General features: G+C 33.5%; 11 protein-coding genes and 1 pseudogene. 4 read left to right on the top strand and 8 right to left on the bottom strand.

What is annotated here, in order from left to right; all coding sequences use genetic code 11:
- The 3 genes from HLX49_RS15365 to HLX49_RS15355 all read right to left on the bottom strand — a co-directional run.
- Window positions 1-1,098: peptidase U32 family protein (locus tag HLX49_RS15365; RefSeq protein WP_296362990.1), on the bottom strand; the 1,098-nt coding region annotated here is incomplete at its 3' end.
- A 187-nt stretch (window positions 1,099-1,285) separates the two neighbouring features.
- Window positions 1,286-2,197 carry a peptidase U32 family protein gene (locus HLX49_RS15360; protein WP_418388553.1) on the bottom strand — a complete coding sequence of 304 codons (912 nt, stop codon included), beginning with the start codon at window positions 2,195-2,197 and terminating at the stop codon, window positions 1,286-1,288.
- 436 nt (window positions 2,198-2,633) lie between these two features.
- Window positions 2,634-3,053 carry a SpoIIAA family protein gene (locus tag HLX49_RS15355; RefSeq protein WP_101933723.1) on the bottom strand — a complete coding sequence of 140 codons (420 nt, stop codon included), beginning with the start codon at window positions 3,051-3,053 and terminating at the stop codon, window positions 2,634-2,636.
- 188 nt (window positions 3,054-3,241) lie between these two features.
- On the opposite strand from HLX49_RS15355, the gene HLX49_RS15350 reads away from it, so the two are divergent.
- Entirely contained in the window at window positions 3,242-4,423 is a 1,182-nt protein-coding gene (locus HLX49_RS15350) for an MFS transporter (RefSeq protein WP_331805240.1), read from the top strand.
- A 297-nt stretch (window positions 4,424-4,720) separates the two neighbouring features.
- Here the strand turns inward: HLX49_RS15350 and HLX49_RS15345 are convergent.
- Window positions 4,721-5,007: pseudogene (locus HLX49_RS15345) on the bottom strand (aldehyde dehydrogenase family protein); the annotation flags it as partial.
- 322 nt (window positions 5,008-5,329) lie between these two features.
- Here HLX49_RS15345 and HLX49_RS15340 point away from each other — a divergent pair.
- A complete protein-coding gene (locus tag HLX49_RS15340; protein WP_077703154.1) occupies window positions 5,330-6,190 on the top strand; it encodes a DMT family transporter in 861 nt (286 codons plus the stop codon).
- A gap of 34 nt (window positions 6,191-6,224) precedes the next feature.
- On the opposite strand, the gene HLX49_RS15335 is transcribed toward HLX49_RS15340, so the two are convergent.
- The 3 genes from HLX49_RS15335 to HLX49_RS15325 all read right to left on the bottom strand — a co-directional run bounded on the left by HLX49_RS15335 (window position 6,225) and on the right by HLX49_RS15325 (window position 9,088).
- Window positions 6,225-6,884 carry a LuxR C-terminal-related transcriptional regulator gene (locus tag HLX49_RS15335; protein WP_296362986.1) on the bottom strand — a complete coding sequence of 220 codons (660 nt, stop codon included), beginning with the start codon at window positions 6,882-6,884 and terminating at the stop codon, window positions 6,225-6,227.
- 165 nt (window positions 6,885-7,049) lie between these two features.
- The gene (locus HLX49_RS15330; protein WP_077706863.1) at window positions 7,050-7,634 is read right to left on the bottom strand and encodes a class D sortase; all 585 of its coding nucleotides are present in this window, start codon (window positions 7,632-7,634) and stop codon (window positions 7,050-7,052) included.
- 323 nt (window positions 7,635-7,957) lie between these two features.
- Window positions 7,958-9,088, bottom strand: a complete 1,131-nt coding sequence (locus tag HLX49_RS15325; protein ID WP_077703152.1) for a response regulator — start codon at window positions 9,086-9,088, stop codon at window positions 7,958-7,960.
- 728 nt (window positions 9,089-9,816) lie between these two features.
- Here HLX49_RS15325 and HLX49_RS15320 point away from each other — a divergent pair.
- On the top strand, window positions 9,817-12,870 hold the full coding sequence (locus HLX49_RS15320) for an ATP-binding response regulator (protein WP_077703151.1): 3,054 nt from the start codon (window positions 9,817-9,819) through the stop codon (window positions 12,868-12,870).
- A 225-nt stretch (window positions 12,871-13,095) separates the two neighbouring features.
- Here HLX49_RS15320 and HLX49_RS15315 read toward each other — a convergent pair whose 3' ends face one another.
- On the bottom strand, window positions 13,096-13,710 hold the full coding sequence (locus tag HLX49_RS15315) for a sterol desaturase family protein (protein WP_077703150.1): 615 nt from the start codon (window positions 13,708-13,710) through the stop codon (window positions 13,096-13,098).
- Window positions 13,711-14,260: 550 nt separating this feature from the next.
- Between HLX49_RS15315 and HLX49_RS15310 the strand changes: the two genes are divergently transcribed.
- Window positions 14,261-14,456: lactate/malate family dehydrogenase (locus HLX49_RS15310; RefSeq protein WP_483372460.1), on the top strand; the 196-nt coding region annotated here is incomplete at its 3' end.

Here is a 14,456-nt window from a genome sequence, read left to right as displayed (position 1 = left end):
GTGTGTAAAGCCAGGACCGTAAAACTCTACTTTATCTCCGACAGAAAAACTATTTCGTTGTTGTACAGTAGCTATTTTAGAAGAATCATTATATTCCAATACTTGACCAACAAATTTATATACCGGAATCTTTCTCCGACGTCCAAATAATTGCTGCTGTTCATTCGGCGTTCCGTAATAAAAACCAGTTGATAATTCACGTTGTGCCACTTTCCAAAGCTCATCTTCCCAAGCTTGCTGGAATGTAAAATGAGCAGGATCTTCACAATAACTGTCAACAGCTTTGCGGTACACATTTGCTACCGTAGAAACATAGTGAATTGATTTCATTCTTCCTTCAATTTTTAAACTATCTACGCCGTTTTCAATAAAATCAGGAATGTTGTGAATCATAGACATATCTACAGCACTCATGGAGAATGGTTCATCAGTTTCCTCAGCTGAATAACTTTGACGCACGCCTTGATGATCCAACTCGAATAAATCGTATTTCCAACGACAAGATTGGGAACAACCGCCTCGATTTGCATCTCTAGCAGACATATGGTTAGATAACGTACAACGCCCAGAATATGAAATACACATTGCACCATGAATAAATGCCTCAATCTCTACATCTGTATGATTTCGTATTTCTTTAATCTCATCCATTCCAACTTCTCTTGCTAATACAACACGCTCCAAACCCTCTTGTTTCCAAAAATTCAACGTCTCATAATTCGTTGCAGAGGATTGTGTCGATAAGTGAATCGGAAGTCCCGGCGCTTCCATCATACACGTTTCAATTAAAGCTGGGTCTGAAACAATAACTGCGCGCACCCCGATATCTCTTATCGTTCGAAAGAAGTCGCCAGCTCCTTTCATATCTCCTTCATGAGCTACCATATTTGCAGCGACATACACGTGCGCTTCATGTTTTTTGGCAAAGGCAACTCCTTCCTGCATTTCTTCATATGAAAAATTACCTGCACGACTTCGTAATCCGTATGCGCTTCCACCAATATAAACAGCATCTGCACCGTAGTAAATAGCTGTTTTTAATTTTTCTAATGTACCAGCTGGCGCTAATACTTCTGGCTTTTTCTTTAAAATTCGCATGATTTACAAACCTTCCTTCACTCGTTCATCAAGTTAATTTCAATTTCATAAAGAACATTTGAAACCAAATTAAAGCTCAATATTTTTGGAGTCATATACTTTAGCTTATATCTATCCCCATGGTAAAAGCCTTTGTTTTTAAGTTAAAACTAATTGTTAGACTCTCCCCTACAATGCAAACGACGCTTTACTGCACATCTGCTGGGTCTTTTAAAAAGAATCCAGTATCCAGTGTTCGTTTATGAGGATGATATTCTATTAATTTTGTTGTTAAATTTTCCTGTAACTGCTTAGACCAAGCATCATCTAAACATGCTTGTTTGGCTTCAGCAAAAAGCTTTGCAATCTCCACGAATGCTTGTCCATTTGTATAGATACCATCTAGTTTCCATTTTAATATCCGTGCATGCACTAATTTTTCTAAATAAGGTAATAAGTTAATATCATTTGTATCAAAAATATGTGTGCCATTTATATCTTCATAGATGGAGTAATGTGTTTCTGATTTTTTCGGTTCTGCCATAAATAAATTTTTGTTATTTTCGTTTTGTTGTTTTGTGTAACTAAAATAATTCGTAAGTAGAGGTCGCTTTGAATGGTGAATACAAGTTGCTCCATAGACAAGCACTTCCACAGGAATTGTCGCATTTGTAGCTATAGATGTTAATTCTTGATACGTTAACTCCCTTGCAAGTACTGCACCTTTGGCTCCGCGTTGTGCCCAGAAATTCACTTGTTTTGCACTCGTAACCATCGTATGAGGGTCATACACATATGGTAATTGCACTTGATGCTTGTGCAATAAATGGATAACTCCCGGATCACCAATAGTTATCGAATCAACCATTAGTTCTTGTAAAAACTCAAAATAGCCAGGAATTAACTTAATCCGGTCGTTATGAATAATAGCATTCATTGCGACACAGACTTTTTTATTATTTTCATGCGCTATATAACATATTTCCTTCACTTCTTCTCTCGATAGACTTGCTGGTAAACGGAGACCAAATGCATCCTCTCCAACATATAATGTATCAACACCAGCATTTAATAATGACTTTGCTTGGTGCACTGATTCTGCTGTCGCTATAAGTTCAATCATTCACAATCATCCTTAAATGTATATTTATTCATGTATATCTTTTCATTACAAACTGTGTAAGTGTTTCACAATCCACACCCTTCCGTTATAATAACATAAAACATGGTGAGACGACGTTCATAAACAAACATGTAATAAATCCGTCAATTACTTTTTTAAATTGACGGTTGAAATCTAGAGTGAAGCAAGTAGCCAATATAAAAATCCTTACTGCAGTTATTTAGCTTTAACAGAAAAGGATTCTTTTTTCTTTGATTACATGCATCATACATTCGGCTAAATAGCTTGATATATGCGCACATTATTGACTTATTAAAGATTTACTACGAATCATTAATGTTATACCGCCCTATATTGCAAAAAATCCCACACTGTCAATAACAGCGTAGGAATTGAGAACAAGGCCGTTTACTACACAACAATACACAAAATCTTATTCACCTAACCAATGTTGCGCTTGAACTTTATTTTCTGGTATAAAATGCTCCACGTTTGTTTCTGGGAGCAACCTTTCAAGTTTCACCCCTATTTCTATCCATTTCTTATCACTTACAATTGCCAGTTTTTGAATATATTTTAAATGTTGCACCATTTTCAAATCTTCTAAAACACCTTTTAAAGACATGCCTTCCATTTTATCAAGTAGTAGAAGTATATTAACTTTATTATATTCTTGTTTTTTCATCGTAAAAAATTCTTCAAAAAGATTCAAATCCTCTTTTTCTACTTTTCCTTGCACTTCAACTTCAATTGCATTATCCATTTTTGCTGGGGTTATTTTAATCATTTTATCCACTCCTTTTACTGCGGTTTTATGTATCTGTTCCCAGTGCAGTTTTTCTTCAAACATCATTTATTAGAAAAACATGGCTTATCAACAACTATTTATAGCAGGAAACGCTGTTGTTTTGGATGCGTTTTCAGGTTTTATCCATTTCTTTAAGGGAAAAGTGTGTTTCCTTACAATTTCTATTAAAATAGGGTAAAATTTATTTATGCTATACTTTCTTTCACATAAAAAGCGGGGAGAGGATTATTAGAGTGAATAGTTGGAAAAATCCAATATTACTACTGTTATCCATTGGCATTTCAAGTATTGGAAACTTTATACATTTAGTTGCTATTAACATCATTGTTTACCAACTTACTGGATCAGCAGCCGCAGTTGCAGGACTTTGGATTATCGGACCATTAACAAATATATTCACAAAGTTCTGGACAGGAAGTTTTATCGATTATCGGAGTAAGCGCAGCGTAATGATCCTAACATATATGTTTCGAGCTGTTTTTATCAGTCTCATCCCCTTTGCGCCGAACATGATAGTCATTTATATTATTCTTGTCGTTCTGAGTATAGCGAACGCTTTTTTTCACCCAGCATCATCTACTTACATTACTATCCTCGTTCCAATAGAAAAAAGAAAGCGCTTCAACTCTTTTTATTCATTTGCTAGTTCTGGCGCCTTTATCATTGGCCCAGCCATCGGTGGTACACTTATTTTATCAACAAGTGTAGAAATAACACTTTGGCTCAACGCCATATCCTTTTTAATAGCATCCATTTTATTGTTATTTATTTCCCAGACAGAAAACATTGTAAAAGAAGCAATCCCTACATTGACTGTTTCGCAAATCATAAAAGATTTCACTGTCGTTCAAAGCTTTATGAAAGAAAACAAGTATGTAAGCTTTATCTACCTCGGCTTTAATTTAATTATGCTGTTTACCTTTGCTATGGATGCACAAGAAGTCGTTTTTACACAACAAGTAATAGGGCTCTCTGAATTGGAATACAGTATGTTAATTAGCTTAACAGGACTTGGTTCTGTTTCAGGTGCTATTTTACTATCTATATTTTCAAATCAATTCTCCATAAGAAACATGATAAGTGTTGGCATCATTATGACCGCAATTGGTTATGTCATTTACGCTTTCTCTTGGTCTTTTACGTCCATTGTAGTTGGATTTTTAATCTTAGGTTTTTTTCTAGTATTTCTTAATGCCGGCATCATGACATTTTATCAAAATAATGTACCAGTAGATATTATGGGGAGGGTAACTAGTATTTACCAGTTAATTCAAAGTGCTCTGCAAGTCTTTTTTATTTTAGTGATAGGCATTGCAGCTGATATCGTTTCAATGCGGCTTACAATCATTATCCTCGCTCTTCTTATGTTCCTTTCATCCTGCCTTTTTGTCTTTGCTATTTTAAAAAAAGGATAAAAAGATTTACTATTAGCTTAATGATACTGAAATCAACAAATGGTTCAAAGAATGCACTAATATCTACATATATAAAATATGGTTGTTTCCTCAGAAAGAGTGTAATTTCGAACGTTTTTATAGGATGAACAAGTCGAACAATTATGATAAAATTGATTGTTAGCCCTGCGCTATGTTGCATTTGCTTATAGCTTGTGTTTCACTCAAACTGCTCCCTTTTTTCATACAAATAACAAGCACAGAAAATGAATCGATCATGAAATGACTTTACTCAGCAATACTTACTTTATTGTAAATTCACCAAACGCTTTTTACTTCCGTATAATTGTCGAGTGCATACTTTCCTATCTCACGGTACCTGATTGCTTATATCCCCCAAATCAAGCAGCAGGATTTTCTTGATTACAATCATTATTTCATACGGTACCCGCTTTTAACCTTCTTGCAATTTGATATCCTTTTCGGATATTTTCAGTCCATACGGCAGCTGCTAGCACATAATCACTATCATTTGCTCTTTTAACCGCTTCTTCTGTCGTATCAAACGGGAAGACGGCAACAACAGGACCAAAAATAAGTCTCTTGCCTCATACTCTTTTTAGTATAAAAAACTGGATTTACGCTAAATTTTGGTGACGGAAGCCTGTTTTTCTTATACTATCCTATAGTAGAACATAGAAATTTCAAAACCATCTTCTGTTTGAGCCTTTTGCGACATGAAATCGCTACAATTTTGTTACCAGCTTTTTAAGCATGTAAGATGAGTTGTTTTCTCTAGACATTCAATCACATTTATGAAAGAATATGTCTTTGTTGGAGTACTTTAGAAAAAACTTGGCTTTTCGCCAAGTTTTTATGACAAAGCTGTCGTTTTTTAATAAATTCACTATTTTGGAGATGACAACTATGAGTAACCGTAATAAAGGTATTATTTTATTACTATTGTCCGCGTTTGGCTTTTCTATGATGGGAGCTTTTATTAAGCTTTCAGGCGATGTTCCAACAGTACAAAAAACACTTTTTCGAAATGCAATTTCTATGGTCATTGCATTTGGATTCGTAAAATATTATGGTGCAAGTTTATTTGGCAAAAAAGACAGTCAAAAATATTTACTGCTTCGCTCAAGTTTAGGAGCAGTAGGGATTTTGCTTAACTTTTACGCTATTGACCATTTAGTTCTGTCGGATGCAGATATGCTTAATAAAATGAGTCCTTTTCTCACCATCATCTTCGCAGCTCTCTTTTTAAAAGAGAAAACACGATTATTTCAAGTAATATCGATTATCATTGCTTTTGCTGGAACTCTGTTCATTATTAAACCAACATTTTCATCAGAAATTATCCCCTATATTGCAGGTTTTCTCTCAGCAGTATTTGCAGCAGGAGCTTATACCGTTTTACGTGTGTTAGGTAGAAAAGAACAATTTTACACTGTTGTTTTTTATTTCTCATTTTTTACAACTGTGATTCTATTACCGTTTGTCATTGCGTTTTATGAACCTATGTCTTGGCAACAATGGGTGTACCTTTTATTAGCGGGTATTTTTGCTACTGTAGGGCAATTCGGAATAACGATTGCTTACAAATACGCACCAGCGAAAGAAATATCTATCTTTTTCTATTCCACAGTTGTCTATTCTGCATTAATCAGTATAGCCCTCTTTGGACAAATACCAGATGTACTAAGTATCATCGGTTATCTCACCATTTTCAGCGCTTCTTTGTATATGTTTATGAAGAACAATCAACAAAGTCGACTGGAATAAAACAGACAAACTTCTTTTTAGAAGTTTGTCTGTTTTATTCTTTCGTTTTTTCGTGTATAATAGACGTCAAATACGCTTTTACTTTATGACGATGATTTATTTGTAATTTTTTATACACCTTGCTCACATAGTCCCGAACTGTTTTTTCTGACAAATTCAACTCATTAGCTATTTCTAAATTTTTATACCCTTTATAAATCAAAAATAATATATCAATATCTCTATCATTCATATCCATATTTTGCGAAGAAAAAAAACGACTAAGTTTTTCTTTTTTGTTCATACACTCTGTACCCAAAAAGTCAATCATTTCCATAACAATTTCATCTGCAAACACATATTGATGCTGCCACACGCTTCGAATGGAATGAATAAGCCCCTCTCCACTACTGTGACTTAGTAAAAATCCTTTTACCCCTAAAGTTAAAGCTTCCTTAATCAACTTCCTATCATAGGATACAAAAATACATATAACCCTAATTTGTTTATATTTTTCTCTTATTTCATTTATTTGTTTTTTTAATGTATCACTTACTCCATGAACTAAATGGACTAGCAGTATATCTGGTTCAAAATCACTTATCTGTTCAATAAAATTGGATTCCCGATCGGAGACTTCTAGAACTTCCAGATCGTCTTCGCCTTCTAATAAAATTTTTAATCCCTGTGTAAAAATGTCGCTTGTATTCATCATAAGCACATTTATCATTTTCTACTCACCTCCAATAGATAACTATTATGGTAAAATCCTATAGAACTATGTTTCTACAGGTGTTAGGCTAGAGGTTTTATATAAGCACACTAAAAATGACATAGCTGTATTCCTTATTTGCTCGTTTTTTATTAACATGATCATGAATTATTCTTTTCCTACTAACGTTCCTTTAATTGCAATTCGCTCCTTACCATCGAGGGTGCATGTGATAAGAGTAAGCTCATCTTGACCTGCACGATCATCCAAAACTTCCACAGCTGTTGGTTCAATTACTTCTGATGTTTTAATTTCATAAATAAAAGTTTGCTTCGCTGTGTGCAAAAAAGCTTTAGAGCCTGGTTTTACATTAGGTAGTTGTCTAAAATGTCGATCGCCTCGATATCCTCTATGACCAGCAACGGTAAAATTACCCTCTCCCGGTATTTGATTTGATTTAATTTGTGTTAAAGCAATGCTTAAATTTTCTTCCGTAGTTTGGGTTAGGATTTTTTGTTTGAGGTCAATGGAAGGGATCTCTAATTCAATTACCCCCTTTAGCTCTTCTTCTGAAAACGGGAGATCTTCTATCGACGATAAATCAACAGCATTCTCATCCGATTCCGCCACCATCGCTAAAGCTTCTTCTAGTGCTGCAACTTGTTTTGCTTGTTTCCATTCATAATAAAACGGGATTGACACGAATATTACTCCAGCAATCATGAAGCAAATACCTATGCTACGTTTAGTAATTTTCATTGCTTTCTTCTTCCTCCATATTAAAACTTGTCTGCATCATTCTGCTTTAAAATTTTCCCCCAACAAATTTCCGCTCCATAGAAGTCATGAGCCCCTTATCGTATAAAAAGGGATATGACCTCTATGATAAATTGGTTTCATGACCGATTTCACGTTTCGAGCCCAACTAAATTTAACCTATTTTGTACAAACATACCGATAAATTAGTAATTTATACCAATACATTATACCTTTCCTTCCTTTACAAATTCTTTACAGTTTATAATGAGTAATTAATTACACTTATTTAAAATATACAAATGTCTATACGTTCACTTCTACATATGATATTTTTTCCACTGACGGTACCAACTCGTAATTTCTGCATTTGGGCTAGTCCCTAATTCAGTTTGTAGTAATTTTTTTAAATAAGCATATTGTCTTTCCACTTTTTCTGTTTCGTTCCTGAAAGAATACAGCTTCATTATTGCAAAATGTACTTCTTCTTGTTCTGGGTAGCGCTCATAAATGCGTTTATACCAATCTATTGCTCTATCATAGGACGAAATAGATGTAAAAACTTTAGCTATTTTCATCGCTGTTCTATACCATACTCTTTCAAATCTAATTTTTTCGTTTTCTGCCCACCAATAATCATAGTCATCAAAATAAGGAGCTGTGTAATATTCCATTGCTTCAACATATTGGTCAATGTTATTCTTTTCAATAGATGCATAATTAGCCAGTTTTTTTTGCCATAATTCAATATCGATATCGACAGCTTGAGTAGATAAAATATATCCTTCTGTCGTATTTTCCAGTTGAAAATTGTCTGGATATTCCTTTAATGTTTTTCTAACATGATAGATAGCTGTATAAAGTTGTGCATAAGCTTTTTCTGGATCCAACTCACCCCAAAGCAATTCAATTAGTAATGATTTCCTTACCAGTTTCCCTCTGTTATGAAGCAAATAATGAAACAATTCTCTAACTTTTGAAGTTCGCCAAGAGATCAAGTCCACTTCTCCATTTGCCTTTGTGATGGAAAAACTACCGCAAACATTCAGGCGTAAACGATCCTGCTGCACCATACTCTTTTCATTATGAAATAAAATATCCCCCTCCAAGCGTTGGATAGTTTTCTTTAAACGGTCTTTTTGAATAGGCTTTAACAAATAATCTAATGCATTAATTTCAAATGCCTTAATAGCAAATTCGTCATACGCCGTCACAAATACAATATGGATGCTAGAATCTAGTTCCAAAATTTGTTCAGCTAATTCCAGTCCATTTACTTGTGGCATATTAATATCTAAAAATACAACCTCTGGATTATGTTGACTTAAGCTTGTTTTTACAAAAAATGGATTAGTAAGTTTATCGACAATTTCTATTCCATCAAGTTCCTTTAATAAATGTTCTAAAAAATCCAATGCCATTTGTTCATCATCTACGAGAATGGCTTTCAATTCGGTAGCCTCCCTTTCAAACCAACCTACGTTATAGTAAAAACATACTTAAAACGAATTGGGCTTTTAGGTCATTTTATCTACTATGTACACTTGTTGTAGTATAAGATCATAAATTCTTTATCCTGGACCCTTACAACATCCTATATGTAGATAAAAAATCAGAGTGCTTTACATTTAATATACAATGCTTTCAAGACAAAAAGACGATTTTATATGTATCTTGATGCATTGTATTCAACCTTTTTTCATATACTTTTAGCATAGCATAGGATGGAAAAAATCTACATTATCTTTTATTAGTAAATTACGGAATATGTCTAGAATGTAAGATGTTCTCTTTATAATATGACAAAACGTGTTAAAGTACCTCGATGTTCAAATTTTTTGTACGTGGAATTTGCTGGTGTATTACCGTAGTTGCCATCGAAAAATGATCTTGACAACTTACATGAAGAACGACAGTACAATTAGACGTGAATGAAATATACTAAAAATATACATTTTTTAACATTTCAATAAACAGATTAACCTTGCAATCTATACTATTTAGTACTATATTCATAGAAGCGACAATCGCAATTGGTGCTTTTAAAACGCTAATGTTATCTATAGAACAGGACAAGAATGATTACAGCAATCCATACTAAATTAAATTAACTTAATCTAAATTGAATAATGTTATTTAAAGTAAATTTCTTACATTTAGGATAAAGGAATGAACAGCTTTGTTACCAAAGACAGAACAAATATCGAAAACCCAAATTTTTTTAATCATTAGTTTATTCGCTTTACTATTAATTTTATTTCGTATTAGTTGGATACTTGTCCATCAAGCTCCTAAAGAACCAGTTGCAAAAAATGGCATCATTAATTTTCAAGATGTTAACTTAACAGCAGAAGAAACATATCTATTAGATGGTACGTGGAATTTTTTTCCACATTCATTTATCCAAGCTCCTTCCATGAGTAATGAAACAGCAAAGGCTGTTCAACTCCCCCATAACTGGATCAATGATGTAAATAGTAATGAAAAAAGCGTAGCATATGGTTTCGGTACATACCAATTAAAAATATTGTTACCTGAAAACCGGCCAGAACTCCTTTCCTTTCGTTTTTCAGAAATTCTTTCATCAGTTGCTGTTTATATAGATGGAAAACTTGTTTCTCAATTGAATCAGCCACACAAGAAAAATAGTATGACAGAAAAGTACGGAACTTTTTCTGTTCCTTTTTCCCCAGAGCAAGATGAAGTAGAATTGACGCTACATGTATCCAACCACGAATTACCTTTTATGGGTGGTATAACTGACTCCGTATGGTTTGGTTCAACAAACGCTATTCAAAAGGAAACTTCTTTGTTTTCAGTATTACAAATGATAGTAAGTGTCATCTATTTTTTACATGTCATATATGTATTTAGTCTTGTTTATTTCGGTAAAGGGCAGCATAAAAAAACGCTTTTATATTTTGGGTTTATGCTTGCAACCGTAGGATTTACAAATCTGATTGACGATAATGTTATCATACACTTACCTATCCCAATCGAATGGTATTACCGCCTACTCTATTTATTTTTTCTAACTACATTAATTTGTATGTTGTATTTTATCAAGTCGCTGTATATTTTACGTCATCGTTTCTTTGCTTATTTCTTACTTATATACGGTCTTTTTAGTATATCTTTTATCATTGTTCCAATTTCCCAATTTCGTACTTTAGCTTGGTTAGCAAATATTTTTGTGATCATAACTGTTATCTTTATGTTAAAACTATTGGCTCCTATTACGCAAAGAAGAGATCAGGGATCTATTATTATCCTCCTTTTTATTGTTAGTTATGGAATTAATGTAGTATGGGGAATGTTATTAAATGATAACATTATCGAAATGCCATATTACCCATTTGATTTTCTATTAATGAATATTCTAATTGCGTTTGTTTTATTGCAACGTTATGTTCATTTGCTAAATCTAAATAAACAACAAACGAAAGATTTACAAACAGCAAATAAACAAAAAGATGTCTTTTTAATGAATACATCTCATGAATTACGAAACCCATTACACGCAATGATAAATATTGGGCAATCTATCCTTGATAAAGACAGTGCAACTTTATCTGCAGATAATAAATATCATCTAAAACTACTTGTACGTGTTGGACAACAAATGTCTTATATGCTTCATGATCTTGTTGACTTAACAAGATTAAAAGAGGAACGGATCACATTAAAACCAAAAGAAATCGATTTACATGCAATTATTTCTGGTTTAATTGACATGATTGCATTCTTAATAGAAGGGAAAAAAATACAGATTAACGTTTATATTTCTCCTTCTTTTCCAAAGCTTTATGCAGATGAAATTCGTCTATTGCAAATATTATTTAATCTCCTGCATAATGCTGTTAAATTTACTAATGAAGGGGAAATAACAATTGAAGCTAAACAAAAAGGAAAAATGGCGATGATTCAAGTAAAAGACACCGGCATAGGTATGAGTGAACAAACAATGGAAAAGGTTTTTCAACCCTATGTACAAGAAAATAGATATGAAACTAATAACGGTGGAATTGGCATTGGATTAAGCATATGTAAGAAATTAATAGAATTACACGGAGGAACCATTCGTGTAATTTCCAAACTTTATGAAGGATCTACTTTCTCTTTCACCATCCCTATTGCCCATACATTTGATAAAGATGATTATGAAAATATTGGACAAACCTTTTATCCTGCTCCATCCATTAATCAAAGCGATTGTGGATCAGCTATAGCAAGCTCCATTGATAACGAGCGTCAAAGAATTCTTATTATTGACGATGACTCTGTAAACCTTAAAGTATTATATAATATCTTATCTACCGATTATGAAGTGGCAACAGCGTATAGTGGAGAAACAGCATTACAATGCATCGAAATTGGCAAATTTGATCTTATCATTTGTGATGTGATGATGCCAAACATGTCTGGGTATGAATTAACGCAAAAAGTAAGACAACGATACAGCCTATCAGAGCTACCAATCCTATTATTAACTGCACGGCAACAGTTTGAGGATATTTATGCAGGATTTTTAGCAGGAGCAAATGATTATATAGCTAAACCAGCACAAATTTTAGAGTTACGTGCTAGAGTTCGCGCTTTAACTGATTTAAAAAAATCGATTAATGATCAGTTAAAAACGGAAGCTGCTTGGCTTCAAGCTCAAATTCAACCACATTTTTTGTTCAACACATTAAATACGATTGCTTCCTTAGGTTCCATTGATACATCAAGAATGGTTGCTTTGCTTCATGAATTTGGAAATTATTTACGATTAAGCTTTGGCATTCATAATACACAGACACTTATCCATGTTGAAGATGAGCTAAAACTTACCCGTTCTTATCTTTATATCGAACAAGAGCGATTCGGTGATAGGTTAAAAATTGAATGGGAAATTACAGAAGATAGCAATTTTCAAATTTTACCTCTTTCAATTCAACCAATTGTTGAGAACGCAGTAAAACATGGCGTTTTACAACGAATTGATGGTGGGAAGATCATTATTCGAATCACCGAACTTGAAACCCATTATGAAATAGCTATTATTGATGACGGTGTTGGCATGAGAGAGGATAAGATCGAAAGGTTGCTAGAAGATTCAAGTAGTAAAAGTAAAGGGATCGGGTTAGCAAATACAAATCGCCGTTTTAAACAGATGTTTGGTAAAGGATTAATCATAATTAGCGAGCCAGACGAAGGCACTACAGTCATCATGGAAATACCTTTCTCCTAACTTACTGTAACAGGACTTAAACCTATGTTTTGAGTCCTTTTCATTTATTAATGACGTTGTATAACCTTAAAGAGTGACAACTACATAGACTATGGAAGAGTTTCTCTACTTACTATTTTCATAGATAATTATTATAAGCTTTTCTGACCCATTTTCTGCATTAGTTTAATTTCAATAGCTGTAGAAATCGCTCTTCTCTGTAAACTTTAAAAATAGCTCTCGTTGTTATGCGCGCTTTTCTAAATCCCTTGCTGTATCACTTTTTTCTACTTCTTTATGGTCACGATATGTTCCCATTGTTTTATCAACCGCACGATGCGTCACACCAAACCAGTAATTTTCGTTTTTATAATGGTGCCAAAGATGTGATTTTTTAATTTGTTTCCCCATTTTTGTTACTGGTTGAATTGGCTTGTGAGCTACAAAATGCTTCCATTCGTAATACAAAAAATACCCGATGACACCTGTTGCAAAGCCCATTGTCAAATTCAAATTGCCAGTAATAGCATAGCAAATCCCTACTAAAATTATAAAGTTAGGGAAACTAAACCAGAGTGGCAAGAAAAGCAATTTTACATTATCAGGATCAACGTGGTGATCATAATGTAAGCGCTTAATTAATTTTAATAAAAATGGATTCTTCGGTTTTTTAATATGAAATAAAAACCGGTGTATCATGTATTCACTAATTGCATATGTCATCATACCTACACCAATTGCAGCCCAAACCCTCCAATCGTATAAATTCGGAATAGTAAACCCTAACATTACCGCAAAAATAATAACCATTACTGTCACGTCTGGAAACGTAATAAATTCCCTGCCATATTTCTTCATCATTTTCCCCCTTAAAGCTTCATTAAACAACTTTGTGTTTTTATTCTGACTTTTCTATATTTTATCACCTATTTTTTTGTTTGTCGATTCTCATATACATTCTCGTTCCTTAAAAAATCAATGCTTTTCACCCTCCACTGATTGTTAGATGAAAGGCTAAAGATTGGGATGAATTACCTCCTTTCTAGATGTATATAGCACCACTTTGAAGTGAAAGTTTTTATAGCCTCTTACATCTCGGATTTTTCAGTAAACCTTTTTAATAGTTCCACAATTTGCGATTATAGTAGATTACTTATATAATCAAACTTAATCATTTCCATTTATTAACTATACTTTTCCGTTTGTAGAAGAATAGCATTTACTGAAGCATTTTTTAGTGACACAATTATTTTGCTTCTTAACTATGTGAATAAGCTTTCTTTATTAAAAAATCTATTTACTTGCTACTAGTGCAGTAAAGAGCCGAAACTATATTTTATTAGATAAACTTGGCTTTCGCCAATTCTTATGATGAAATCCGTATTGAAAACTATGTATAGGAGATGGTCTGATGAACAAACCATTACGTAAAGTTGCTATTTTAGGAACTGGCTTTGTCGGTTCAAGTACGGCATATGCCCTTATAAACCAAGGGATTTGCGACGAATTGCTATTGATCGATATGAAACAAGAAAAAGCAGTTGGTGAATCACTAGACCTCATTCATTGTATGGATTTTCTTCCTTCACGGACGAAAGTTTATACAG

It is taken from the genome of Virgibacillus sp., from assembly GCF_013393565.1.
GTDB lineage: Bacteria > Bacillota > Bacilli > Bacillales > Amphibacillaceae > Virgibacillus > Virgibacillus dokdonensis.
Note: the sequence above shows the minus strand (reverse complement) of the source record. Positions and strands in the feature narration are given on the sequence as shown.